The 25,039-nt window shown below is 74.1% G+C and carries 18 protein-coding genes; 10 read left to right on the plus strand and 8 right to left on the minus strand.

The features are described 5' to 3' along the window. The first annotated feature begins 195 nt into the window (after nucleotides 1–195). On the plus strand, nucleotides 196–1,332 hold the full coding sequence (locus tag ACQPZO_RS13800) for a hypothetical protein (RefSeq protein WP_433350347.1): 1,137 nt from the start codon (nucleotides 196–198) through the stop codon (nucleotides 1,330–1,332). A gap of 79 nt (nucleotides 1,333–1,411) precedes the next feature. On the opposite strand, the gene fmdA is transcribed toward ACQPZO_RS13800, so the two are convergent. The 7 genes from fmdA to ACQPZO_RS13835 form a co-directional block, all read right to left on the minus strand. Further along, nucleotides 1,412–2,668 carry a formamidase gene (gene fmdA / locus ACQPZO_RS13805; RefSeq protein ID WP_433350348.1) on the minus strand — a complete coding sequence of 419 codons (1,257 nt, stop codon included), beginning with the start codon at nucleotides 2,666–2,668 and terminating at the stop codon, nucleotides 1,412–1,414. Between the two features lie 50 nt (nucleotides 2,669–2,718). Beyond that, entirely contained in the window at nucleotides 2,719–3,060 is a 342-nt protein-coding gene (locus tag ACQPZO_RS13810) for an FmdB family zinc ribbon protein (RefSeq protein ID WP_433350350.1), read from the minus strand. Nucleotides 3,061–3,151: 91 nt separating this feature from the next. After that, entirely contained in the window at nucleotides 3,152–3,532 is a 381-nt protein-coding gene (locus ACQPZO_RS13815; protein WP_433350352.1) for a YccF domain-containing protein, read from the minus strand. Between the two features lie 40 nt (nucleotides 3,533–3,572). Then, entirely contained in the window at nucleotides 3,573–4,172 is a 600-nt protein-coding gene (locus ACQPZO_RS13820; RefSeq protein WP_433350354.1) for a DUF305 domain-containing protein, read from the minus strand. Further along, nucleotides 4,169–5,461, minus strand: coding sequence for a DUF1996 domain-containing protein (locus tag ACQPZO_RS13825; protein ID WP_433350356.1), 1,293 nt, complete (start codon nucleotides 5,459–5,461; stop codon nucleotides 4,169–4,171). Before ACQPZO_RS13825 ends, ACQPZO_RS13820 begins: the two co-directional genes overlap by 4 nt. 24 nt (nucleotides 5,462–5,485) lie before the next feature. Next, nucleotides 5,486–7,237 carry a discoidin domain-containing protein gene (locus ACQPZO_RS13830; RefSeq protein WP_433350358.1) on the minus strand — a complete coding sequence of 584 codons (1,752 nt, stop codon included), beginning with the start codon at nucleotides 7,235–7,237 and terminating at the stop codon, nucleotides 5,486–5,488. A gap of 232 nt (nucleotides 7,238–7,469) precedes the next feature. Beyond that, nucleotides 7,470–8,927: a cellulose binding domain-containing protein gene (locus ACQPZO_RS13835; RefSeq protein ID WP_433350360.1), complete on the minus strand. Its 1,458-nt coding sequence runs from the start codon at nucleotides 8,925–8,927 to the stop codon at nucleotides 7,470–7,472. A gap of 405 nt (nucleotides 8,928–9,332) precedes the next feature. On the opposite strand from ACQPZO_RS13835, the gene kdpF reads away from it, so the two are divergent. The 6 genes from kdpF (at nucleotide 9,333) to ACQPZO_RS13865 (ending at nucleotide 17,522) form a co-directional block, all read left to right on the plus strand. Beyond that, nucleotides 9,333–9,422 (plus strand): K(+)-transporting ATPase subunit F, encoded by a 90-nt coding sequence (gene kdpF / locus ACQPZO_RS13840; RefSeq protein WP_036343797.1) that lies wholly within the window; start codon nucleotides 9,333–9,335, stop codon nucleotides 9,420–9,422. Then, a complete protein-coding gene (kdpA, locus tag ACQPZO_RS13845; RefSeq protein WP_433350363.1) occupies nucleotides 9,422–11,077 on the plus strand; it encodes a potassium-transporting ATPase subunit KdpA in 1,656 nt (551 codons plus the stop codon). Before kdpF ends, kdpA begins: the two co-directional genes overlap by 1 nt. Before the next feature lie 20 nt (nucleotides 11,078–11,097). Then, nucleotides 11,098–13,308 (plus strand): potassium-transporting ATPase subunit KdpB, encoded by a 2,211-nt coding sequence (gene kdpB / locus ACQPZO_RS13850; RefSeq protein ID WP_433350365.1) that lies wholly within the window; start codon nucleotides 11,098–11,100, stop codon nucleotides 13,306–13,308. After that, the gene (locus ACQPZO_RS13855; RefSeq protein ID WP_433350367.1) at nucleotides 13,308–14,189 is read left to right on the plus strand and encodes a potassium-transporting ATPase subunit C; all 882 of its coding nucleotides are present in this window, start codon (nucleotides 13,308–13,310) and stop codon (nucleotides 14,187–14,189) included. The genes kdpB and ACQPZO_RS13855 overlap by 1 nt, the downstream gene beginning before the upstream one ends. A 97-nt stretch (nucleotides 14,190–14,286) precedes the next feature. After that, entirely contained in the window at nucleotides 14,287–16,839 is a 2,553-nt protein-coding gene (locus tag ACQPZO_RS13860; protein WP_433350368.1) for a DUF4118 domain-containing protein, read from the plus strand. Next, a complete protein-coding gene (locus ACQPZO_RS13865) occupies nucleotides 16,836–17,522 on the plus strand; it encodes a response regulator (protein ID WP_405109435.1) in 687 nt (228 codons plus the stop codon). The genes ACQPZO_RS13860 and ACQPZO_RS13865 overlap by 4 nt, the downstream gene beginning before the upstream one ends. A 27-nt stretch (nucleotides 17,523–17,549) precedes the next feature. Here ACQPZO_RS13865 and ACQPZO_RS13870 read toward each other — a convergent pair whose 3' ends face one another. Further along, nucleotides 17,550–18,755, minus strand: a complete 1,206-nt coding sequence (locus ACQPZO_RS13870) for a S8 family serine peptidase (protein ID WP_433350370.1) — start codon at nucleotides 18,753–18,755, stop codon at nucleotides 17,550–17,552. Between the two features lie 580 nt (nucleotides 18,756–19,335). Here ACQPZO_RS13870 and ACQPZO_RS13875 point away from each other — a divergent pair. The 3 genes from ACQPZO_RS13875 (at nucleotide 19,336) to ACQPZO_RS13885 (ending at nucleotide 24,997) form a co-directional block, all read left to right on the plus strand. Then, the gene (locus ACQPZO_RS13875) at nucleotides 19,336–20,670 is read left to right on the plus strand and encodes an SWIM zinc finger family protein (protein ID WP_433350372.1); all 1,335 of its coding nucleotides are present in this window, start codon (nucleotides 19,336–19,338) and stop codon (nucleotides 20,668–20,670) included. Continuing rightward, complete coding sequence (locus tag ACQPZO_RS13880) at nucleotides 20,667–23,294, plus strand: DUF6493 family protein (RefSeq protein ID WP_433350374.1); 2,628 nt, start codon at nucleotides 20,667–20,669, stop codon at nucleotides 23,292–23,294. The genes ACQPZO_RS13875 and ACQPZO_RS13880 overlap by 4 nt, the downstream gene beginning before the upstream one ends. 134 nt (nucleotides 23,295–23,428) lie before the next feature. After that, nucleotides 23,429–24,997 (plus strand): bifunctional 3-(3-hydroxy-phenyl)propionate/3-hydroxycinnamic acid hydroxylase, encoded by a 1,569-nt coding sequence (locus ACQPZO_RS13885; protein WP_433350376.1) that lies wholly within the window; start codon nucleotides 23,429–23,431, stop codon nucleotides 24,995–24,997. Nucleotides 24,998–25,039 lie beyond the last annotated feature (42 nt).

Consider the following 25,039-nt stretch of genomic DNA (forward strand, 5'->3'; position numbering starts at 1 on the left):
TGGCGGTCGGCAACCGGACAGTCGCGTCGGCCGGCCGGTCCCGGGACCGGCCGTCGACCGATTCCCGCCCGAGCCTCCGTCACCGAGCCGGGACGCCTGGCCCCGGACATCGACTAGAGTCGCGGCCGAACAGGGCATCGGGGCGGGGCCGGCGGGATCGTCCCCGGCTCACGGGACGCGGTCACACCCTGCACGGTGGACGGACACACGGGCGGACGGTTGATGGGCATGCGGCTGCGCGGGCCGGTCGGGTGGCGGTGGGTGACGGCGGGAGTCGCGCTGGCCGCCGTGGTCATCGTCGGCGTGGCCCCGGTGGCGGCGGCGGGCCCGCCCACCGTGCTGTCGTCGGCCGCCGGCACCCCGGTGTGTCAGGTCCGCGACGGCCGGCTGAACGAGATCTCCGGGATGGCCGCCACCGGCGACGGGTTCGTGGTGGTCAACGACGGCGCCGACGAGGATGCCCGGCGTCGGATCTTCTTCCTCGACGCCGACTGCGCGGTGGTGCGGACGGTGCGCTACCCGTCGCGTCCCCGGGACACCGAGGACCTGGGCGTCGGCGCGGACGGCACGGTCTGGGTGGCCGACGTCGGCGACAACGACCGCTCCCGCCGGACGGTCGCCCTGTGGCGGCTTCGGCCCGGCGGGAAACGTCCGGTGCTGTACCGCCTGGCCTACCCGGACGGTCCGCACGACGCGGAGGCCATCCTGGTCGCCGGTGACGGGCGTCCGCTGATCGTGACCAAGCAGGGCGGCGACGCCGGCCTGTACCGCCCGGCCGCGGCGCTGCGGTCGGGCGCGACGGTGCCGCTGACCCGGGTGGGGCAGGTGCGGCTGCCGTCCACCAGGACCCGCAACCCGTTCTCCTTCCTCGGTCGGGCGGTGGTCACCGGAGGCGCGACCGCGCCGGACGGGCGTCGGGTGGTCCTGCGCACCTATGCCGACGCGTTCGAGTTCGACGTCTCCGGTGGCGACGTGGTCGCCGCCCTGACCACCGGCACGCCGCGGGTCGTCCCGCTGCCCGACGAGCCGCAGGGGGAGTCGGTCACCTACAGCCGTGACGGCCGGTCCCTGCTCACCGTCTCCGAGACCGCGGGCCAGCCGCCCGGCACGCGGCCCACGATCCTGCGCTACGGGCTGACCCCGACGCCGGCCCCCACCCGGCCCCGGACCGACCCGACGCCGGCCGCCCCCCGGGCCGCCGACACCCACGACCGTGCCGACCGCGGCGGTGCCAGGTCCGCGGCCGTGGGGGTGGCGGTCGCGGCGCTGGCCCTGCTCGTCCTGGGGATGGCCAGGGCGAGGGGCGCGGGCCGCCAGAGCAAGGGAAAGTGAGGCACTCCCGGTCCACAGCCGACCTTCGACGCGCGAGCCGGGGCCCGGCCGTGCGCGACGGGGGCCCGCAGCCGTACGGTCAGGACATGCTGGCCTTCGGGGCGCCCGGGCCAGGGTCGATCCTGGTCGGGCCGCCGGCGGACGGGCGTACGTCGAAGTTGAAGATCTCGGTGGGCAGGTAGACCGTCGCGCAGGAGTTGGGGATGTCCACCACCCCGGAGAACCGGCCCTCGATCGGCGCCGCGCCGAGCAGGAGGTACGCCTGCTCGGGCTGGTAACCGAAGCGGGTCAGGTAGTCGATGGCGTGCAGGCACGCGCGTTGGTAGGCCAACTGCGAGTCGAGGTACCGCTGCTCGCCGTCGAGGGTGACGGACAGTCCGGAGAAGGCCAGCCACTGGCTGAACTGCGGTGGCGTGTTCCCCGGCAGGAAGATGGCGTTCTCGGCGACGCCGTACGTCTGCATGCCGTTCTTGATCAGGTCGACGTGCAGGTCGATGTAGCCGCCCATCTCGATCGCGCCGCAGAAGGTGATCTCCCCGTCGCCCTGGGAGAAGTGCAGGTCCCCCACGGACAGGTTCGCGCCGGGCACGTAGACCGGGTAGAAGACCCGGGTGCCCGCGGTGAAGTTCTTGATGTCCTGGTTCCCGCCGTTCTCCCGGGGCGGGGCGGTACGCGCCGCCTCCGCCGCCACCCGGTCGAAGTCGGCGCCGGTGAGCGTGCCGAGGATCGCGTCCTGGGGTTCGGGCGGCAGGGACAGGGGCGGCACCCGATCCGGGTCGGTGGCCCGCAGCGCGCCCTCGCGTCGGTTCCAGGTGGCCAGCATCCCCGCGGACGGGGCGGTGCCCATCAGCCCGGGATGGGTGATCCCGGTGAACTCGACCCCGGGGATGTGCCGGGAGGTGGCCCGCCGGCCGGTGAAGTCCCAGATGGCCTTGTAGGCGTCGGGGAACTGCTCGGTGAGGAAACTGCCGCCGTTGCCGGTGGGGAACACGCCGGTGTATCCCCAGCCCTGGCCGGCGAGCGGTCCGGAGTCCTCCTGCGGGATGGGCCCGAGGTCGAGGATGTCGACGATGAGCAGGTCGCCGGGTTCGGCGCCCTGCACGGCGAAGGGGCCGCTGAGGGCGTGGACCCTGGTCAGCGGGGCGTCCCGGATGTCCTCGGCCGAGTCGTCGTTGTGGATCGCCCCGTCGAACCACTCCCGGCAGTCGACGCGGAACGTCTGGCCGGGCCGGACGGTGGCCACGGGTGGGATGTCCGGGTGCCACCTGTTGTGGCCGATCTTCTCCTGGTCGGTGAACCGTTTGGCGGAGTCGAGCGGGAACAGTAGTTCGGGCATGTCGTGCTGCCTTTCGGTCGGGGCTGGTGGAACGGGCCGGTGTGGGCCGGTCACCAGCGGGGCAGGCGGGCGTGGGCCGGGTTCGGCGACCGCCGGACCGGTTGCCGGCCCGGGACGCGCGTCACGACGTCCGGCGTCTCCGCGCTGCGCTCCGCCCGGTCGATCGCGTGCCGCAGGGCAGCCGGCGTGCGGGCGAGCCGGGGCGCCGAGAAGACCCGGGCGGCGGGGCACCCGCACCGTGGGCAGCGCGCGGCGGTGCCGGCGGTGCCGATCGGCAGCGTGGTGTCGAAGTTGCCGTCCTGTGGGCATCGGTACTCGTACGTGGCCATCTCCACCCGCCCCCTCGCAGCGTCGCGCGGACGGCGGTCGGCCTGCGGCTGAATCGCCCGCATGCCCATCCTCCGCCGTTTTCGCCCCCAAATGGCACGAAGCCACCAACGGGGGACCGTCGAGGGCCGGCGGTGGCCCAACTTCCTGGGCGGCCTACGGCGCGTCGACGACCTCGCGCCCGAGGGGCCAGAACGCGGCGGGCACGAGCTTGAGGTTCGCGATGCCGAACGGGATTCCGACGATCGTGACGCAGAGCGCGACGCCGGCGAGGACGTGGGACAGCGCCAGCCACCAGCCGGCCAGCACCACCCAGAGGAGGTTGGCCAGGCCGGAGGGGGCGCCGGCGCCGGGCTTGGGCACGAGGGTGCGACCGAAGGGCCACAGCGAGTAGCTGGCCAGCCGCAGTGAGGCGACCCCGAACGGGATGGTGACGACCAGGACGAAGCAGATCAGGGCGGCGATGCCGTATCCGACGGCGAGGACGAGACCGCCGCCGAAGACCAGCCACAACACGTTGAGCAGAAAGCGGATCACCCCTCCAGCATGACTCCCGCCCGCCACCGGCGCGGTCGCGCTACCCCTCGTGGGCGTCCGTGAGCCAGCCGAGTTCGGTGGCGCGGGTCCTGCCCACGCGCTCGGCGAGCCCCCGGGTCTGCGCGTCGGAGCCGTTGGTCCGCTCGGCATCGGCGAGCCGTGCGCCCTGCTCCACGTGCTCGCGCAGGGTCTGCCCGATGGCGCTGTCGAACGCCGGGCCGCGCAGGGAGCGCAGCGCGACGAGATCGGCGGGAATCACCATCCCGGGCAGGTCGTGCCCCTCGTGCTCGTTGACCGCCGGAAGCCCGGCCCTGCCGCGCAGCCGCCGTAGGTCGTCCAACTCCGCGCGTCGGCCCGCCGCGATCCGCCCGGCCACCTCGCGGACCCCCTCGTCGGCGCTGCGCCCCGGCACCAGGTCGAGCGCCGCGAGCGCCTGTTCGTTCATCGGGATCATCAGCTGGATCCACGCCGCGTCGGTGCCACCGAACGTCGCGGTGGCGGCGGGGGTCGGCACACCGGTGGGCGGCTCGGCGACGCAACCGGTCGCCGACGGCCCGGCGACGAGCAGGAGCCCGACGAGGAGGACGGGGGCCCTCGCCGGCCCGTTGCGGGGCCGGCGAGGGGAAGCGGCGGTCGTCATGGGGTGCCGTTGACGCCGCACTTGACGACCGGACGGATGCAGTCACGCACCCGGCGCTCCATCTCCGCCACCGGCCAGGCGTTGAAGAAGTCGCCGTGCATGGTGAAGCCGGCGCCGGAGGCGAGCCGGAAGCGGGCCGGGTCACCGTTCGCCGGGTATCGGATCACCTGGCGCAGCTTCGGCACGGGCACCGGGTGGGTGGACGGGCAGTCGTTGTTGACCGGGTACGCCAGGTGGCTCTGGTGGTTCGCCGAGTCGAGGTTCACACCGTCCCAGCACTGCGGGAAGTCCAGGTACGACTCGAGCATGCTGCCGGCCGGGCAGGCGACGAAGTTCTTCGACGGGCTCACCTCGCCGTGGTGCAGGCAGGACCAGCGGGCGATGCTCTGCTCCGGCGCGGTCGCCTTGGCGTTGCCGGCGACGATGCGCAGGCCCAGCGGCAGCGGCTGGATCCGCGCGGTCACGTCGGGGCGGACGCCCTCGCCGAGGTAGTAGAAGGTGGCGATCGACGGTTCGACGGGCTGGTTGTCGACGTAGAGCGTCGGGATCCAGTAGGACGAGGTGTCCACCGAGGGGCTGCAGTTGCTCCTGGCGTTGATCAGGTCGTTCACGGTGGTGTGCGCGTTCGTCACCTCGCTGCCGAAGAAGCTGTGCATGTGCGAGGCTCCGGGCAGGCCCGGGAAGACGATCGGGTCGTCCGGCAAGCGGTGGCTGAACGGGCAGTCGGCGAGGAACTCGGAGACCCGCACGATCGGGCCGCCGGGAGGCGTCGTCGGCGGTGGCGTCGAACCGCCGACGCCGTAGACCTGGAACTCCCAGAGCGACACGCCGTACTGGGTGGCCCGCTGGGTCGCGTTGACCCGGACGTACCGGCCGCTGCCGGAGACGGCGAGGTCCTGCGTGCCGCCCGGTCCGGTCGTGGTGCTGTAGACGGTCGTCCAGGCGTTGCCGTCGGCGGAGGTCTGTACCGTGAAGGCGCGTGCGTACGCGGCCTCCCAGCGCAGCACCACCCGGCTGACGGTCGCGGTGGCGCCGAGGTCGATCCGCAACCACTGGGGATCGCTGAAGGCGCTGCCCCAGCGGGTGCCGTTGTTGCCGTCGACGGCGTTGGCGGCGGGCGTGCCGCCGTTCTCGGTGGAGGATGCCGTGGCCGGTCGCCCCTGCGAGAGCAGGGGGTCGGCCGCGTCGGCCCGGATGGCGGTGGCGACCAGATAGCCGCCGAGCAGCGCGGCGAGCGCCACGGCGAGCGCGGCGGTCCGTAGCGGCCCGCGAGTCGGTGTCAGGGACATGGGGACTTCCTCTCGGGCCTGGGCTTACTGGTACACGCGGACGTAGTCGACGAGCATCCGCGCCGGAAACGGGGTGGTGCCGTCGACCGGTCCGGGGAAGTCGCCGCCGACGGCGAGGTTGAGGATCAGGTAGAACGGGTGGTCGAAGACCCACGGCCCGCGGGTCGACTCGACCGTGGCCTTGCTGGCGGTGAAGACCGTCTGCCCGTCGATCTTGAAGGTGATGCCGCGGCTGTCCCACTCGGCGGACCAGACGTGGAAGCCGGCGGACAGGTCCATCCCGCCCGGCGCCGGGTACTTCTGGCCGTACCCGCCGCCACCGTTGTAGGCCGGTGCGTGCAGGGTCGAGTAGGCCTCCTGGGTGTTGCGGCCGAGGACCTCCATGATGTCGATCTCCCCGTTGTACGGCCACGGCCGCCCGCCGAGGAAGTCGGCGCCCATCATCCAGAACGCCGGCCAGAGGCCGTTGCCCTTCGGCACCCGGATGCGGGCCTCGATCCGGCCGTACTGCACGTGGAATCTGTTGCCGGTGTTCATCCGGTGCGAGGTGTACTCGCGGCCGCCGACGGTCTCCCGCCGGGCCTCGATGACGAGCGAGCCGGCGCCGTCCATGTTGGCGTTGGCGTTGTTCGTGTAGTACTGGACCTCGTTGTTCTGGCCGGTGCCCGGGTCGATCGTCCACCTGGCCGGGTCGGGCTTGCTGCCGGCGGCGCCGTTGAACTCGTCGGCGAACACGAGCCGGGTGGCCGGAAACGTGGGATCGGCGGGCATCGCCGGCGGCGGGGTGGGGTTGCCGCCCGTGCCGTACACCTTGAACTCCCACAGCGAGTAGCCGTACTGGCCGCTGCGGACGGTGCCGTACATCCGCACGTACCGGCCGGTGCCGGTCACGTCGATGGTCTCCCTGAGGCCCTGCCCGGTGCTGGTCGAGTGGACGGTGGTCCAGGTCGACGCGTTCGGCGAGACCTGGATCTGGTACGACCGGGCGTACGCGGGATCCCACTGCAACACGACCTGGGTCACGGTCGCGGTGGCGCCGAGGTCGACGTAGATCCAGCCCGGGTCGACCCAGCCGGTGGTGGGGCTGGTCGCCCAGCGGCTCGCCGGGTCGTTGTCGAACGCCTTGTCCGGCGTGCAGCCGAAGCACGCGCCGTCGTTCTGGCTGGTCGACGCGACCGCCGGCTTGGCGTACGACAGCAGCGCCGCGCCGCCGGGCGGCGCAGTGGTGGTCGGCGGGGTGGTCGGGCCGGTGCTGCCGTGGACCTCGAACTCCCACAGCGACACGCCGTACCCGGTGGCGCGCTGGGTGGTGGTGATCCGCACGAAGCGACCCGCGCCGGCGACCGCGAGGTCCTGGGTGCCGCCCGTGCCGGCCGTGGTGGTGTGGATCGTCGTCCAGGCGCCTGTGCCGGTGGGCGAGGTCTCGACGGTGAACGCGCGGGCGTACGCGGCCTCCCAGCGCAGCACCACCCGGGTGAGGGCGGCGGAGACGCCGAGGTCGACCTGGAGCCACTGCGGATCGGTGAACCCGCTGGACCAGCGGGTGCCGGCGTCGCCGTCGACGGCGGCCGAGGCGGGGAACGCCACGGACTCGGTCGACGAGGCGGTGACCGGCCGTCCCCGGGACAGCAGCGTGTCGGCGGCGTCGGCGGGTGGCGCCGCGACCGCCAGGTACGCGCCGAGGAGGGTGAGCAGCGCGGTGCCGAGGGCGGCGAGGCGTCGGCTGCGGCCGGCGCGGGACGGAGGGGCGAGCGGCGGGTCAGAGGTCCGAAGCATCGGCACTCCCTGGGAGGTGGTGGTGGGACCGACGGATCAGCGATCGGGGTCCGGAGCGGGAGAGCGCTCTCCCATGCCACCTACTCTCAGCTCTGCCGACCACGGCTGTCAATGACCTACGGATTGATCCTTGCCGATTCTTCTGTTTCGAGGAGCCCGCCGGCATCCGGGTCGCCGCCGGGGAGCGGCGACCGGTGGGATCCGGCCGCCGTCCCGGTGGGGGCGGACGCGGCTACGGGGTGACGGCGATGTTGGTCAGGCCGTTGACCGCGTTGGTGACCGTGTTCGAGGCGTGCACGACGTTGGGGTTCGCCGGGCACTTCGACGTCGAGGAGACGTTTACGGCGTACCGGCCGACGCCGCCGAGGTCGGAGGTGTTGCCGCGCCAGACGTTGCCGCAGCCGTACCCGGTGAGGAGGTTGTGGGTCTCGTAGCCGTTGGCGAACGTGCCCGGCGCGCGGAACGTGCCGGTGTTGCCCTCGACGAGGTAACCGTTGCCCTTGGCGTCGACCCACGAGTCGCCGGAGTTGACGCCGGAGATGCCCTGGCCGTCGAAGGTGTTGCCACGGATCACGCCGCCCTCGGTGCCCTCCTTGATGTCCACGTGCTCGGCCGTCACGCGGGGGCCGATCCGGTTGTTCAGCACCTGCACCCGGTCGGAGCGGTCCATCCCGCCGGAGTTGCCGTGGCAGCCGAAGTTGGACTGGGCCGAGCCGAGGTAGACCCCCTCGCCGTAACCGGGCTGCGCCAGGCCCGTGTCGGTGATCACCGAATCGCGGATGATCCCGTCCGCGGAGGAGCGGCGGAAGTGCACCGCCTCGTCCTCGGTGTGGTGCACGTACACCCCGTCGATGGTCACGTGGTGGGAGTTGTCCAGCACGATGCCCTTCTTCGACTCGGCGACGGTGAAGCCGGTCAGGTTCCAGTACGGGGCGTCGAACAGCCAGAGCCCGTACCCGGAGTCCCAGCCGGCGGTCGGTGCCGGGCAGCTCGGCCCCGTGCCGGCGGGCCCGTCGTTGACCAGCACCGCCCCGCGCGGGCCGGTGAGGGTGATCCGGGACGCGGCAGTCCCGGCCCTCGTGGTCAGGAAGGAGCCCCGGTACGTGCCGGCGGCGAGCTGGATCGTCTGCCCCGGCGCCGCCGCGGCGAGGGCGGCCTGGAGCTGGGTGGCGGTGGAGACGTTCACCGTCGTGCCGGGCGGCGCGGTCGTGGGGGGCGGTGTGGTCGGTGGCGGTGTGGTGGGTGGCGGTGTGGTGGGTGCCGCCGTCGTGGTCGGCGCGGGGCCGCCACCGGAGCACGGGTTGCCGTTGACCGTGCAGTTGGTGGGGTTGCCGGCGCCGCTGACGTTGAAGCCGAAGCTCTCGCTGCCGCCGGGGGCGATGGTGCCGTTGTAGCCGGCGTTGGTGAACCGGTAGTGCTGGCCGCTCTGGGTGCGCACGGAGCTCCAGGAGTTGCTGACGCTGGTCCCGGTGGGCAGGTCGAACTCGACGGTCCAGGTGGTCACGGCGGCGGTGCCGCCGTTGGTGAGGACGTAGTCGGCACCGTAGCCGCCTGGCCAGGTCGAGGCCTTGACGAGGCTGGCCGTCAGGCCCCCGGCGGCCCAGGCGAACGGGGCGGCGCTGACCGCGAGGGCGGCGGCGAGGCCGGCGGCGCCGGCGACCAACCATCGACGAGAGGTCTTCACTGGCATGGCCCTTCGTTGAGGCGTGCGACTGGTGGGATGCCCGGCCGCTGACGCCGAGCCAACCCATGGCATCGATACACGTAGTTATACGCGACCCCGCGCGCCGACGTCCGGTACCCGCTCCACCACACCGTCGGCCGCCGGTGCATCGGCGTGGCCCTGGCCAACTCCCTCGTACGTGTCCGGGCCGCGTGAAAACGGCGTCAAGAAACGGCCCGTCGCCGTCATGGTCGCGTGAAGGACCCTGTCCGCGCGGTGCCGGAGGCGTTCTGATTGCCCGGCGCGACCGGAAGTCGGTCGCGGCAACCGAGTCGGGTAAGAGGAGTCAGCCGTGTCTGACGTGGTGTTCGTGCTGGTGACGGTGGCGCTGTTCGTGGCGCTCACCCTCGTGGTGAGGGGCGTGGAGAAGCTGTGAGCGCCGTCAACGCCGTCGGCCTGGTGCTGGCGATCGGCCTGGGCGTGTTCCTGGTGGTCGCCCTGCTGTTCCCGGAGCGCTTCTGATGACCATGACGACAGCCGGTGTGCTGTTCATCGCCTCGCTCGTGGTGGCGCTGGTCGCCGTCCACAAGCCGTTCGGCGACCACCTGTACCGGGCGGTCGCGGGCACCCGGCAGTCCCGCGTCGAGCGGGGCGTCTACCGACTGATCGGGGTCGACCCGTCCGCCGGGCAGACCTGGGGCGTGTACGCCCGCGCGGTGCTGGCCTTCTCCGCCGTGTCGATCCTGTTCCTGTACGCGTTCCAGCGCCTGCAGAACCACCTGTGGCTGTCCCTCGGCTTCGACCCGGTCGTGCCGCACGGGGCGTGGAACACGGCGGTGTCGTTCGTGACCAACACGAACTGGCAGTGGTACTCCGGCGAGGCGACCATGGGCCACCTGGTGCAGATGGCCGGGCTGGCGGTGCAGAACTTCGTCTCCGCCGCCGTCGGGATCGCCGTCGCGGTCGCCCTGGTCCGCGGGTTCGCCCGCAGCCGTACGGGCGAACTGGGCAACTTCTGGGTCGACCTGACCCGGATCACGCTGCGGGTCCTGCTGCCCGTCTCGGTGCTCGGGGCGCTCGCCCTGATGCTCGGAGGAGTGGTGCAGAACCTGTCCGCCGGCACCGACGTGACCACCCTCACCGGTGGGGTCCAGACGATCACCGGAGGGCCGGTCGCCGGCCAGGAGGTGATCAAGGAGTTGGGCACCAACGGCGGGGGCTTCTACAACGCCAACAGCGCCCACCCGTTCGAGAACCCGACGGCCTGGACGAACTGGCTGGAGATCTTCCTGATCCTGCTGATCCCGTTCAGCCTGCCCCGGGTCTTCGGCCGGATGGTCGGCCAGAACCGGCAGGGGTACGCCGTGGCCGCCGTGATGGCGGTCCTGGCGGTGGCGAGCGTCGCCCTGACCAACGTCTTCGAGCTGGCCGGGCACGGCACGGTGCCGCAGGCGGTCGGCGCGGCGCTGGAGGGCAAGGAGGTGCGGTTCGACGTGTCGAACTCGGCGACCTTCGCCGCCGCGACGACGCTGACCTCCACCGGGGCGGTGAACTCGTTCCACGACTCGTACACCTCGCTCGGCGGGATGATGCCGCTGGTCAACATGATGCTCGGCGAGGTGGCGCCCGGCGGTGTCGGCGCGGGCCTGTACGGCCTGCTGATCCTCGCGGTGATCACGGTCTTCGTGGCCGGCCTGATGGTCGGCCGGACCCCGGAGTACGTGGGTAAGAAGATCGGCTCACGGGAGATCAAGTTCGCCTCGCTGTACTTCCTGGTCACCCCGGCGCTGGTGCTGACCGGCACGGCGGTGGCCTTCGCCACCGGCAACGCCGCGACCGCGCTGAACACCGGCCCGCACGGCCTGTCCGAGGTGATCTACGCGTTCACCTCGGCGAGCAACAACAACGGCTCCGCGTTCGCCGGCATCACGGTGAACACCCCGTGGTGGAACACCGCCCTGGGGCTGTGCATGTTGCTCGGCCGGTTCCTGCCGATCATCTTCGTCCTCGCCCTGGCCGGCTCCCTGGCCCGCCAGGCGCCCACCCCGGCCTCCGAGGGCACCCTGCCGACCCACCGACCCCTGTTCGTCGGGATGGTCGTGGGCGTCACGGTGATCCTCGTGGCCCTGACCTACCTGCCCGCGCTCGCGCTCGGCCCCCTGGCCGAAGGGCTGTGACCACCATGAGGAACGACGACATGACCCTTTCCCCGCAGGCGCCGCACGGTGGGGCCGACCCGGCCACCCCCGGCACGCCCGCCACCCGGGGCGACCGGGTCGGCGGCGGCCTGCTCGATCCGAGGCAGCTGCTGACCTCCCTGCCGGACGCGCTGCGCAAGCTCGACCCGCGCACCCTGTGGCGCAACCCGGTGATGCTGATCGTCGAGATCGGCGCGGCCTTCACCACCGTCCTCGCGGCGACCGACCCGTCGGTCTTCGCCTGGGCCATCACCGGCTGGCTCTGGCTGACGGTGCTGTTCGCCAACCTCGCCGAGGCGGTCGCCGAGGGCCGGGGCAAGGCCCAGGCCGCCACCCTGCGCCGGGCCAAGCAGGACACCGTCGCCACCCGACTGGTCGGCTGGATCCCGGGCGCCCGCGCCAACGCGTACCACGACGAGGCGGTGCCCGCGCCCGAGCTGCGCCAGGGCGACGTCGTGCTGGTCCACGCCGGCGGGATCATCCCCGGCGACGGCGACGTCGTCGAGGGCATCGCCAGCGTCGACGAGTCGGCCATCACCGGCGAGTCCGCTCCCGTCATCCGGGAGTCCGGCGGGGACCGCAGCGCGGTCACCGGCGGCACCCGGGTGCTCTCCGACCGGATCGTCGTGCGGATCACCCAGAAGCCGGGGGAGAACTTCATCGACCGGATGATCGCGCTGGTCGAGGGGGCGAACCGGCAGAAGACGCCGAACGAGATCGCGCTGAACATCCTGCTCGCCGCGCTCACCGTCATCTTCCTGCTCGCCGTGGTGACGTTGCAGCCCCTCGCCGTCTTCTCCAAGCAGTACCAGGCCGCCGCCCCGGACACCGGCGCGATCACCGACGCGGGGGTCAGCGGTGTGGTGCTGGTGTCCCTGCTGGTCTGCCTCATCCCCACCACCATCGGCGCGCTGCTGTCGGCGATCGGCATCGCGGGCATGGACCGCCTCGTCCAGCGCAACGTCCTGGCGATGAGCGGCCGGGCGGTCGAGGCCGCCGGCGACGTGAACACCCTGCTGCTGGACAAGACTGGCACCATCACCCTGGGCAACCGGCAGGCCGCCGAGTTCCTGCCGGTGGAGGGGGTCACCGCCGCCGAACTGGCCGACGCGGCGCAGTTGGCCAGCCTCGCCGACGAAACCCCCGAGGGCCGGTCCGTGGTGGTCCTGGCCAAGAACGAGTTCGGGTTGCGGGAACGGGAGCCGGGCCTCGTGCCGCACGCCACGTTCGTGCCGTTCACCGCCCAGACCCGGATGAGCGGCGTCGACCTCACGCCGGACGCGACGGTCGACGGCGGGGTCACCGGGCCCGCGCGGCGGGTCCGCAAGGGCGCGGCGGCGGCCGTGCTGAGGTGGGTCCGCGAGTACGGCGGCCACCCCACCGAGCAGGTGGGCCAGGTCGTCGACGGGATCAGCGGCATCGGCGGTACCCCACTGGTGGTGGCCGAGCACATCGACGGTGAGCCGGCGCGGGCCCTCGGCGTGATCCACCTCAAGGACGTCGTGAAGGCCGGCATGCGGGAACGGTTCGACGAGATGCGCCGGATGGGCATCCGCACCGTGATGATCACCGGCGACAACCCGCGGACCGCGAAGGCGATCGCCGACGAGGCCGGGGTGGACGACTTCCTCGCCGAAGCCACCCCGGAGGACAAGCTCGCCCTGATCAGGCGCGAGCAGGAGGGCGGCCGGCTGGTCGCGATGACCGGGGACGGCACCAACGACGCCCCGGCACTCGCCCAGGCCGACGTCGGGGTGGCCATGAACACCGGCACCTCGGCGGCGAAGGAGGCCGGCAACATGGTCGACCTCGACTCCGACCCGACCAAGCTCATCGAGATCGTCGAGATCGGCAAGCAGCTGCTCATCACCCGGGGCGCCCTGACGACCTTCTCGATCGCCAACGACATCGCGAAGTACTTCGCCATCATCCCGGCCATGTTCGCCGGCATCTACCCCAGCCTGGACACGCTGAACGTCATGCGGCTGGCCAGCCCGGAGTCGGCGATCCTCTCGGCGGTCATCTTCAACGCCCTGGTGATCATCGCGCTGATCCCGCTGGCCCTGCGCGGCGTCCGGTACCGACCGGCGGCGGCGGCCGAGCTGCTCAGCCGCAACCTGCTGGTCTACGGCCTCGGCGGCATCATCGTGCCGTTCGTCGGCATCAAGCTCATCGACCTGCTCATCCAGTTCATCCCAGGGATCTCGTGATGCGTCTACCCACCTGGCTCGGCCAACACCTCGCCGCCCTGCGCGCACTGCTCGTGTTCACCGTCCTGCTCGGCCTGGCGTACCCGCTGGCCCTGGTCGCCGCCGGTCGGCTGCCCGGCCTGGACGCCAAGGCGGACGGTTCGCTCGTCGCCGCCGACGGCCGGATCGTCGGCAGCGCGCTGATCGGCCAGTCCTTCACCGACGCCGACGGCAACCCCGTCCCGCGCTACTTCCAGTCCCGCCCATCGGCGGCCGGCGACGGCTACGACCCCACCTCCACCGCCGCCTCCAACCTCGGCCCGGAGAGCGTCGTCGACACCCTCGCCGCCGACCCGGCCGAGTCGACCGAGAGCCTGCTCACCCAGGTCTGCGCCCGCAGCCTGGCGATCGGCCGGCTCGACGGCGTGGACGGGCGGCGGCCCTTCTGCACCACCGACGGGGTGGGCGCGGTGCTCGCGGTTTTCCGCGCCGATGGGCTTACCGGCCGGGCCACCCGGGTGGTCAGCGTCAACCAGGCCGCCCCGGCCACCCCGTTCGTCGCCACCTACCAGGGAGTGCCGGTCGAGCTGGCCCAGCCCGGCACGGACTACGTCGCCGAGGGTGCAGTGATCACCCCGGTCCGCGGCGACGCCCCCGCCGAGCCGGCCGTGCCGGCGGACGCGGTCACCGCCAGCGGCAGCGGCCTCGACCCGCACATCAGCCCCGCGTACGCGGAGATCCAGGTCGCCCGGGTGGCCCGGGAGCGCGGCGCGGACCCGGCCGCGGTCCGGCGGCTGGTGGCCGAGCACACCGACGGCCGGGCACTCGGCTTCCTGGGCGCCCCCGGCGTTAACGTGCTGGAACTGAACCTCGCCCTCGACCAGCGGTTCGCCGCTCGTTGAACCCTCGCCGGGCGGGCCACGACAGGCCCGCCCGGCGGTCACCGCCACGTTCACGGCCGCGCCGCCCGGACGGCCCGCCCACCGGAAGGACCTGCCCGTGCCCAGAGGGGAACTGCGCATCTACCTCGGGGCCGCGCCCGGCGTCGGCAAGACGTACGCGATGCTCCAGGAGGCCCGGCGGCGGACCGAACGCGGCACCGACGTGGTGATCGGGCTGGTCGAGACCCACGGCCGCCCGCACACCGCCGCCATGGTCGGCGACCTGGAACAGGTGCCCAGGCGCACCCTCGCGCACCGGGGCGTCGAGTTCACCGAACTGGACCTCGACGCGCTCCTGGCCCGCCGGCCCGAGATCGCGGTCGTCGACGAGCTGGCCCACACCAACGTGCCCGGCTCCCGCAACGACAAGCGCTGGCAGGACGTGCAGGAGCTGCTGGACGCCGGCATCTCCGTGCTGTCCACGGTCAACGTCCAGCACCTCGAATCGGTCAACGACGTCGTCGCCCAGATCACCGGCACCACCCAGCGCGAGACCGTTCCCGACGCCGTCGTCCGCGCCGCAGAGCAGGTCGAACTGGTCGACATGACCCCGGAGGCGCTGCGCCGCCGGATGGCCCACGGCAACATCTACCGCCCCGACAGGATCGACGCCGCGCTCGGCAACTACTTCCGGATCGGCAACCTCACCGCCCTGCGCGAGCTGGCCCTGCTCTGGCTGGCCGACAAGGTCGACGACCAGCTCGGCGCCTACCGCGCCCAGCAGGGCATCTCCGACACCTGGGAGGCCCGGGAACGCGTCGTCGTCGCGCTGACCGGCGGGCCGGAGGGCGACACGCTGATCCGCCGGGCGGCCCGGGTGGCCAGCCGCGGCCGGGGCGCCGACCTGCTCGCCGTGCACGTCACCCGCAGCGACGGCCTGGCCGGCGTCGACCCCGCCCGGCTGGCCCGCCAGCGGGTGCTGGTGGAGAGCCTCGGCGGCACGTACCACCAGGTGCTCGGCGCGGACGTGCCGGCCGCGCTGCTCGACTTCGCCCGCGGCGTCAACGCCACCCAGCTCGTCCTCGGCGCCAGCCGGCGGGGCCGGTTCGCCCAGCTGTTCAGCCGGGGCGTCGGGGTCACCACCACGGCCCTGTCCGGGCCGATCGACGTGCACCTGGTCACCCACCCGCAGGCGGGGCGGGGCCGGCGGACCGGCGGGTTGCCGGCCGCGCTGTCCCGGCGGCGCCGGCTGCTCGGCTTCGCCCTCGCCGGGCTCGGCATGCCGGCGCTCACCGTGGCGCTGCGCACGCTGCCCGACCTCACCCTGACCAACGACATCCTGCTGTTCCTCGCCGGCGTCGTCGGGGTGGCGCTGGTCGGCGGCCTGTGGCCGGCGCTGGTCGCCGCCCTCGGCGGATCGCTGCTGCTGAACTGGTTCTTCACGCCGCCGTTCCGGACGCTGACCATCGCCGAGGCGGACAACCTGCTCGCGCTGGGTGTCTTCGTCGGCGTCGCCCTCGCGGTGAGCTGGGTCGTCGACGTGGCCGCCCGGCGTACCCGGGAGGCGGCGCGGGCCTCCGCCGACGCGCAGACCCTCGCCACCGTCGCGGGCGGCGTGCTGCGCGGCGAGCGCCCACTGCCGGCGCTGCTGGACCGGCTGCGGGAGACGTTCGCGCTGCGCGCCGTCAGCGTCCTGGAGCTGGCCCCGGACGCGCGGGGACGCCCGGGCCGGGCCCACGAGCGGGACGCCTGGCGGCTGGTGGCCGCCGTCGGTGAGGCGCCGGCGACCAGCCCCGACGCCGGGGAGACGGCGGTACCGGTCGATGACCGGCTCACCGTCGTGCTGTCCGGCCGGCGGCTGGAGGCCGCCGACCGGCGGGTCGTCGAGGCGTTCGCCGCCCAGGCAGCCGTGGCGCTGCGCCAGGAACGCCTCGCCGAGGAGGCGGCGACCGCTCGGCCGCTGGCCGAGGCCGACCGGATGCGCACCGCGCTGCTCGCCGCCGTCAGCCACGACCTGCGTACGCCGCTCGCCTCGGCGAAGGCGGCGGTGAGCAGCCTGCGCAGCCATGACGTCGAGTTCGACGCCGACGACCGGGACGAGCTGCTGGCCACCGCCGACGAGTCCCTGGACCGGCTGGGCCGCCTGGTGGCGAACCTGCTGGACATGAGCCGGTTGCAGGCCGGTGCGCTCGGGGTGGCCGCCGTCGCGATCGGGTTGGAGGACGTGGTGCCGAGGGCCCTGGACGAGCTGGGTCCGGACGCCGCCGACGTCGCCACCGACATCCCCGCCGACCTGCCCGCCGCGCTGACGGATCCGGGCCTGCTGGAACGCGTGCTGGTCAACATCGTCGCCAACGCCCTGCGGCACAGCCCGCCCGGCCGGCCGCCCACCGTCACCGCCAGCGCCCACGCCGGGCAGGTGGAGCTGCGGGTCATCGACACCGGCCCCGGCATCCCGGAGGACCAGTGGGAACACGTCTTCCTGCCCTTCCAGCGCCTCGGCGACCGGGACAACCAGACCGGGGTGGGGCTCGGGCTCGCCCTGTCCCGCGGCCTCGCCGAGGCGATGGGTGGCACCATCACCCCCGAGACCACCCCCGGCGGGGGGCTGACCATGGTGCTCCGCCTGCCCGCCGCCGCCCCGACCGGCACCGGAGGGCCGCAGGAATGAGCCGCATCCTCGTCGTCGACGACGAACCGCAGATCCTGCGTGCCCTGCGCATCAACCTGCGCGCCCGCGGCTACGACGTGCAGGTCGCCGACACCGGCACGGGCGCGTTGCGGGCCGCCGCCGCCCACCCGCCGGACCTGGTGGTCCTCGACCTGGGCCTGCCCGACCTCGACGGCGTCGAGGTGATCCGGGGCCTGCGCGGCTGGACGACGGTGCCGATCATCGTGCTGTCCGGCCGGGCGGGCAGCGAGGACAAGGTCGCCGCCCTCGACGCCGGCGCGGACGACTACGTCACCAAGCCGTTCGGCATCGACGAGCTGCTCGCCCGCATCCGCGCGGTCACCCGACGCCTCGCCGCCCCGGCGGCCGACGGGGCGACGGCGGCTCCCCGGGTGGGCCGGCACACCGTCGACCTCGTCGACCGCACGGTGACCCGCGACGACGGCGCGGAGGTGCGGCTCACCCCCACCCAGTGGGCCGTGCTCGACAGGCTGCTGCGCCACCCCGGCAAGCTCGTCAGCCAGCGCCAACTGCTGCACGAGGTGTGGGGGCCGGAATACCAGAACGAGACCAACTACCTGCGCCAGTACATGGCCCAACTGCGGCGCAAGCTGGAGGACGACCCGGCCCGCCCGCGACACCTCATCACCGAGCCGGGGATGGGCTACCGCTACCGCCCCTGACCGGGTCCCTCCGGTGCCGCCGTGACCTCAGCCGCCGCAGTAGAGCAGCCGGTTGGGCGAGCCGGCCCCCGGAGCGCCGACGACGCCGGTGGTGGCGGTGCCGGTGAGGTGGGCGGCCACCTGGGCGGGGGTCCAGGTGGGGTGGTCCTGGAGGACCATGGCCGCGCACCCGGCGGTGTGCGCGGCGGCCATCGGCCCGCCGCTGATCGTGTTGGTGGCGGTGTTGCTGGTGTGCCAGGTCGAGGTGATGCCCTGGCCGGGGGCGAACAGGTCCACGCAGGAGCCGTAGTTGGCGGAGCTCATCCGGGCGTCGGTCGGGGTGGTGCCGGCGACGGTGAGCGCCGCCGGCACCCGCGCCGGGGAGTAGTTGCAGGCGTTGGTGGCGGAGCTGCCCGAGGTGACGGTGTAGGTGACGCCGGAGTTGATCGAGGCGGTGACCGCGTTGTCGAGCGCGGTGCTGGCGTTGCCGCCCAGGCCCATGGTGGCCACGGCGGGTTTCACCGCGTTCGCGGTGACCCAGTCGACCCCCGCGATGACCTGCGCGTAGGTGCCGCTGCCGGCGCAGTTGAGCACCCGCACCGGGACCAGGTGGACGTCCTTGGCGACCCCGTGCTGCTGGCCCCCGATCGTGCCGGCGATGTGGGTGCCGTGGCCGTTGCAGTCGTCGGCGGGCAGGGCGCCGTCGACGGCGTCGTACCCGCCGCCGGCGGAGCCGGTGAAGTCGACGTGGGTGGCGCGGATGCCCGTGTCGATGACGTACGCGCGCACGCCCGGCGCGGTGTTCGGGTAGGCGTAGCTCTGGTTCAGCGGCAGCAGGTGCTGGTCGATGCGGTCGAGTCCCCACGACGGCGGGTTGAGCTGGACCCCGGCGGCCACCGACACCACGTGGTTCTGCTCGACGTACGCCACGGCCGGGTCGGCGGCCAGTCGCCGGGCGGCCCGCTCCGACAGGTGGGCTTCGAACCCGCGCAGCGCGGCGCGGTAGATCTGACCGACGGAGCCGCCGTACCGGTCGGCGAGCCTCGTGGCCGAGTCGGCGTCGGCGGCCCGCCGGCCGGCGTCGGCGAGCACCACCACGTAGCTGCCCTCGACGGCGGTGACGCCGCCCGCGTGCAGGATGTCCCCGGTGGCCGGGGCCGCGTTCGCCGGAGCGCCGGCCATGGCGGCGGCCAGCATCGGGGCGAACAGGACGGCCGCAGCGGCCGACCGGCGGCGGTTCGGTGGCGGCGTCATCTCCCGGCCTCCCGTGATCTGGCCGTCCCGGGGCCAGATGCAGCCGGGCGACGGCGCGAACGGACTGGGCCGAGCCTACCAACCATCCAAGGGAATGAATGTATATCGGATGCCTTATACCGTGGTCCTATGCCTCATCGGGCCGTCGAGGGCTGAGACCGCGCGCTCGCGCGTCGTCGCCCGGGCTGCGGATGTGATCCCCGGTTCGGCGGGAGCATCGTCCTGCCGGTGAGGCCGCAGCGCGAACGCGGGCCGCGCTGCGGGATAGTTTCCGCCGGGGCCACCGGCTCCCGCCCAGCGCCGCCCCTCCCTTCGTCGGGGTGGCTCTCCATGATCGTCTGCTGTCTACGGAGAACTCGCCCGGCGTGTCGTCTCACAAATCAGCAGACGATCATGGAGAGCCTGTGTCGAGGTCGGCCGTGGATGCAGGGGTGGGGAGACATCGCGCCTCCTGTCGTAGGCAGGCGGGGACGAGCAGGGTGAGCTGCTGCCGTGCGGCCAACTGTCCACGCCGAAGCCGACCGGCCCGCGTGATCCGCCCCGTGGAAACTGTCAGGGCGATCTTGTACCGTCCCGGCCCGTGAGCAGCCAACAGACGTACCGGTACCTGGGATCCTCGACGCTGCGCCGCGACGGTCTCGCGTTGCAGACCAGCGGCGGCCCGGCGCCGAACCCCCGGTTCTTCACCGGGTTCCTCACCACACCCCAGCAGGCCGCCGTCGGGCTGCTCGCCGTCGCCGAGGTGGCCCGCACCCGCTACTACCGGCCGGTCAGCCCGGCGAGCCTGGACCCGGTCGTCACCGGCAGCCGGGACCGGCTCCGGTTCGAGTCGTTCTCCGGCTGCTGCGGGGTCTACGCCCGCCTCGACGCCCTGCCGGCCGGGCTCGACGGCGACGTGGTGGAGCATGGCACCACCAACGTCGACGTCAACAACCCGCTGCGCGAGGCGCTCGCCCGGGTCGGCGGCCTCGACCCGCTGCTCCTGTCGGTCGGCCCCGACGACCTGACCGTGTCCACCATGGACGGCGCCGTCGTCGAGAAGAAGGTGCCGCTGCCGGTGCGTTGGCTGCGCGGCTTCGCCGAGGTGCAGGTGCTGGCCGCGGCGTTCGAGCCGCAGGCGGAGATCCCGGCGGCCGAGGCCGCCGTCTTCCTGCGCCGGCTGCCGACGTCCAACGATCGGTCGGTGCTCTGGGCGGTGCCCGCGGGGCGGTCGCTGCGGCTGACGTCCCGGCCCGTCCCCGGCGCGGTGTGCCTCGCCGGCGCGGGTCGGCTGGCCGCCCTGCGCGGCATGCTGCGCTTCGCCCGGACCCTACGCGTCTACGGGCCGACCGTCGCGCCCGGCTCGGCGGCGCTGCCCAGCACCTGGGAGCTCGGCACCGGGGCCCTGCGACTGTCGCTGACCCTCTCGCCCGAGCCCTACCGCGGGTTCTCCGGCGAGGGCGCCGCGCTGACCGCCCTGGCCGGCGACGACGTCGTCGACGACGCCGAGCTGGTCTCGGCCCTGCTGTCCTGGGACCCGACCGTCGACGTCGACGCCCTGGCCACCTCCGCCGGCATCGACGCGGCCCGGGTCCGGGGCGCCCTCGCCCAACTCGGCACCGCCGGGCGGGTCGGCTACGACGTCTCCGAGGCGGCCTACTTCCACCGCGTCATGCCCTACGACGCGGGCCGGGCCGAGCGGGACAACCCGCGGTTGGTGGGCGCGCGGGCGCTGCTCGACGCCGGTGCCGTCGCCTCGGACGAGGCGGGCGCCACCGTACGCAGCGGCGACGAGGTCTACCGGGTACGCCGGCTTCCCGACGGCGAATTCAACTGCACCTGCCCCTGGTGGGCCAAGCACCGTGGCCAGCGCGGGCCGTGCAAACACGCGCTGGCCACCCGGATGGCCACGGCCGACGTGCGGGAGCGGGTGTGAAGAGCACGGTCCGGCGCCGGTGGGAGTTGGCGGCCGGCGGCACCAGCGACCTGTTCGACCTGATCGACGCCGGGTCGGCCGACCTGATCGTCGACGCCCTGGCCGGGCTGCCCGAGGACCGCCGCCGCGCCGTCGGCGCCGCCCTGACCGACTGGTTCAAGGGGCAGCGGTCCTTCTGGGGCGCGAGCAAGGGCACCGCCCTGGCCGTCCTCGCGGTCGGTTGCCTGCCCACCGCCGCCCAGGCCGGCGCGATCCTCGCCCGTCGTTCCGTCGCCGCCGACGGGGAGCGGGCGGCGACGCTCGTCCGCGCGGTCGCCGACGACCGCGGCGTCACCTGGCTGCCCGACCTCGCCCGGCGGATGGCCGACAAGCTGCACCGCGACACCTGGGTCGAGCACTGGCGGTTCGTCGCCGCGCTGCTGCCCACCGACGCCGTGCCGCCGTCCGGGAACCAGTTCGTCGAGTTGTGGTTGCGGTCCCTGTCGAGCCCCGACCGGCGGCGGCGCGGCGCGCCGGTGCCGCTGGTCGACCGGCTCCGCGCCGACCCGCTCCTGCCGGCGCTGCTGCCCCGGCTGTTCGAGGTCGACGGCCTCGGCGCGCTGATGATGTTCGACGAGATCGTCACCGACTGGACGGACCGCCGCCCGCACGCGTTCCCGACCGCGTTGGCGCAGCTCGCGGCCGAGGGCCTCGTCGACCGCGCCACCCTGCTCGACGGCGCTGTCGGCCGGCTGCTGCGCGGCGACCGACCGGCCGCGCTGCGGGCCTTCACCATCCTGCTCGAACGGCTCCAACCCACCACCGACGAGGTCGCCGCCCGCCGCACCGACTACCTGCGACTGCTCGCCGACGCCCCGGCCACCGTCGCGACCACGGCCCAGAGGGCGCTGCGCGAGGTGTCCGACCTGGAACTGGAGGCGGTGCTCGACACCTCCCGCGAGGTGCTGGCCCGCCCGGACAAGGCGCTGGTGCGCGGCCAGCTCACCTGGCTCGACCGGCTCGCCCGTGGGCACCGGGACCGGGCCGCGGAGATCGCCGAGGTGATTGCCGTCGCTGCCGAGCACCCCGCCGTCGACCTTCGCGAGCGCGCCACCGCGCTGGCCACCCGGCACGGCCTCGCCCGGAGCGCCGTTGGGGGCCCGGCGGTCACCGGGCCGCGCGGCGACGACCTGCCGCCCCCGGGGCCGCCCGCACCCGCCCCGGCCCCGATCACCGACGTCGAGGAGCTCGCCGAGGAGGTCGCCGCGCTGCTGGGCACCGAGAAGCACGGGGAGCCGCTCGACCGGATCCTCGACGGGCTGGTTTGCCTCACCGCGACCGACGGCGCGCGGGTACGTGCCGCGCTCGGCCCGGTCCTCGCCCGTCGGCACTGGTCCTGGGCCAGCGAGCACAGCTGGGACCCGTGCTGCCTGTGTGGCCTCGTCGGCGCGGTGCTGGAATCCGCCGGCGAGCCCCGCCCGGCGGCCCCACAGCGCAGCCGGTGGGGCGCGCTGCTCGCCGCCGTGCGGCGCACCGACCGGTCGCCCGCGCAACCGGAACTGGTCGCCACCGACCCCCGGGTCCCGGCGCCGCACGCCCTGCTGCGGGCCCGGCTCGCCGAGATCGGCCACCACCTCGGCGAGCCGGGCCACCCCGGCCTGCTCGCGACCCCCACCTCGGCCAACGGCGCACTCGACCCGCTGGCGCTGCTGGAACGCCTCACGGCACTCGGAGACCGGGAGCCCTGGCACTGGGATCTCACCCAGGCACTGCTGCGCCTGCCGACCGGCGCCGACGAGGCGCTGGCCGGCAAGTCCGAGGCGCTGCGCACCCCGGCCGGCGACCGGCTCGCCGGCTGGCTGCGCTCCGGTGGGCTGCCGGCCCCGGTCATGCGGGTCACCACCCTCGCCCGCCGGGCCCGGAAGACGGGCTACGACTGGGAGTACGAACAGTTGCCGGCCCGCCGCGTCGCGGTCGAGCTGCGCCCGCCGGACGGGTACGACGACCGGTACGGCCTGCTGACCACCGACCCGCCGCCGGTGGAGACGGAGTACCACGGCTGGACGCGGCTCTGGCCGTCGGTCCTGCCCCACCACCTGGGCGTGGTCGCCGCGTACGTCCTGCCGGAGGTGGCCGCCGCCGCCGACATGGACCGGCGCGACGGCGCGGTGGCGCTGCCGTCGTTCGTCGAGTGCGGCGGCCCCGGCGGGGCCGCCGTCGACCTCGCGCTCGCCTACGGCCTCGGCGCCCGCCACGGCACCGACCGGATCGCCACGTTGGACGCCCTGCTCGGCCTGGCCGGCGCCGGTCGCCTTGACGCCACCGGGGTGGGCGGGCATCTCGGTGCCCTGGTCGCCGCGCAGGTGGTGAAGCCGACCCGCGTGGTCGAGCCGCTGCGCGACGCGGCCGCGGCCGGGGCGCCGCTGAGCGTGTGGCGGCTGCTGGCCGCCGCGTTGCCGCCGCTGCTCGCCGCCCCCACGCCGCCCCGGGGCCTGCCCGACCTGCTGACCCTGGCGGCGGAGACGGCCGCGAGCACCGGGGTCCGGATCGAGGTGGCGGGGCTGGCGGAGGTCGCGGGCCGGGGCGGGACGTCCCGGCTGGTGACCGAGGCACGCCGCCTGCACCGGGTGGTCACCGCCGCCTGAGGAGGCGGTCGGTACGGTCGGAGCGGGGGCCCGGCCCGCCGGGCCGACCCGGGGGTGGCCGGGCGGCCGGCGGGGCGGCGAGGGGCCGGGCAGCGGCGGCCGACGGGCCGGTGCGGCCAGGGCGAGGAGGAACGGTGGACGATCCGGTGCCCGTCGTCATCGTCGGCGCCGGGCCGACCGGGCTGGTGGCGGCCCGGCTGCTCGCCGTCCACGGTGTCCGGTCCGTCGTGCTCGACCGGTGGCCGGCCGCCTATCCCCGGCCGCGCGCGGTCCACCTCGACGACGAGGTGTGCCGGATCCTGCACCGGGCGGGGGTGCACGAGGAGTTCGCCGCGGTCTCCCGGCCGGCCGAGGGGCTGCGGCTGCTCGGCCCCGACCACCGCGTCCTGGCGCAGTTCAGCCGGGGCACGGCGGACGGGGTCCACGGCCACCCCCAGGCGAACATGTTCGACCAGCCGCGACTGGAGGCCATCCTTCGCCGCGCCGTCGACCGGGACCCCCTGATCACCCTGCGCGGGGGCGTCGAGGTCACCGCCGTGTCCGCCGACGGCGACGGCCCGGTGGCCGTCGCCGTCACCGACCGGGGATCGGGGGAGCGGCAGGCGCTGCGCGCGCGGTACGTTCTCGGCTGCGACGGCGCCAACAGCACCGTTCGCGCCCGGATCGGGTCGAGGATGCGCGACCTCGGCTTCGCACAGCGCTGGCTCGTGGTCGACGTCGACACCGACGCCGCGATCGACGCGTGGGAGGGCGTGCACCAGGTGTGCGACCCCCGCCGGGCCGCGACCTACATGCGCGTCGGGGCGCGACGCTACCGCTGGGAGTTCCGCCTCCTGCCCGGCGAGACGGCGGCGGCCATGTCCGCTCCGCAGACCCTGCACGAGTTGGTCCGGCCGTGGACGAGGGACCTGCCGTTCGAGGAGCTCGCGGTGGTCCGCTGCGCCGAGTACACCTTCCGCGCCCAGATCGTCGACCGTTGGCGCGCCGGGCCCGTGTTCCTCCTCGGCGACGCCGCCCACCTCACCCCGCCGTTCATCGGCCAGGGGCTGGGCGCCGGTCTCCGGGACGCCGGCAATCTCACCTGGAAGCTCGCCGCCGTGCTGGCCGGCGCCCTGCCCGCCGCCGCGCTGGACAGCTACGAGACCGAGCGGAGGCCCCACGTCACCGCGCTGATCCGGCTCGCCGTGGGCGTCGGCCGGGCCATGACCCAGGGCGGTGAGGCCGGCAACCTGCTGCGCCGGCTCGTCGCGCCCCGGCTGGTCCGCGTTCCGGGCCTGCGGGCCAGGGTCCTCGACAGCACGACCCCGCCCCTGCGACGCTCGGCCCTGCGCCGACGGCGTTGGTCGCCGTGGAGCCGCAACGGCCGGCTCTGCCCGAACCCCGTCCTGGGCGACGGCCGCCGCCTCGACGCCGTGCTCGGGTCCTCCTTCGCGGTGCTCACCGTCGGGCCGTCGCGACCGCAGGCGGTCGCCGAGGCGCGGCGGCGGCGGGTGGTGCTCGTGCCCGTGGAGCCGGCCTCGGGCCTCGGGCGATGGCTGCGCCGAGGCGGGGCCCGCGCGGCGCTCGTGCGTCCCGACCGGACGGTGATGCGGACGGGCGGCGACGTGGCTGCCCTGCTCAGGGCCGCACCGGTCCTGCCGCCGGCCGCCCCGCCCCCTTCGCCCGACCCGGACGGGAGCCAACGCCGCGGCACCCCTGGGTGACGGACTCCGCACAGCGGGTGGGCAGGCGGTTGGACTGCGGAC

The organism is Micromonospora sp. CA-111912, assembly GCF_050948415.1.
Taxonomy (GTDB): Bacteria; Actinomycetota; Actinomycetes; order Mycobacteriales; family Micromonosporaceae; genus Micromonospora.

Coding starts and splice junctions, on each gene's coding strand:
- kdpB (WP_433350365.1), top strand. CDS start 11,098: ATGACCCTTTCCCCGCAGGCGCCGCACGGTGGGGCCGACCCGGCCACC.
- ACQPZO_RS13825 (WP_433350356.1), bottom strand. CDS start 5,461: ATGTCCCTGACACCGACTCGCGGGCCGCTACGGACCGCCGCGCTCGCC.
- ACQPZO_RS13830 (WP_433350358.1), bottom strand. CDS start 7,237: ATGCTTCGGACCTCTGACCCGCCGCTCGCCCCTCCGTCCCGCGCCGGC.
- kdpA (WP_433350363.1), top strand. CDS start 9,422: ATGACCATGACGACAGCCGGTGTGCTGTTCATCGCCTCGCTCGTGGTG.
- fmdA (WP_433350348.1), bottom strand. CDS start 2,668: ATGCCCGAACTACTGTTCCCGCTCGACTCCGCCAAACGGTTCACCGAC.
- ACQPZO_RS13810 (WP_433350350.1), bottom strand. CDS start 3,060: ATGCGGGCGATTCAGCCGCAGGCCGACCGCCGTCCGCGCGACGCTGCG.
- ACQPZO_RS13820 (WP_433350354.1), bottom strand. CDS start 4,172: ATGACGACCGCCGCTTCCCCTCGCCGGCCCCGCAACGGGCCGGCGAGG.
- ACQPZO_RS13865 (WP_405109435.1), top strand. CDS start 16,836: ATGAGCCGCATCCTCGTCGTCGACGACGAACCGCAGATCCTGCGTGCC.
- ACQPZO_RS13855 (WP_433350367.1), top strand. CDS start 13,308: ATGCGTCTACCCACCTGGCTCGGCCAACACCTCGCCGCCCTGCGCGCA.
- ACQPZO_RS13870 (WP_433350370.1), bottom strand. CDS start 18,755: ATGACGCCGCCACCGAACCGCCGCCGGTCGGCCGCTGCGGCCGTCCTG.
- ACQPZO_RS13835 (WP_433350360.1), bottom strand. CDS start 8,927: ATGCCAGTGAAGACCTCTCGTCGATGGTTGGTCGCCGGCGCCGCCGGC.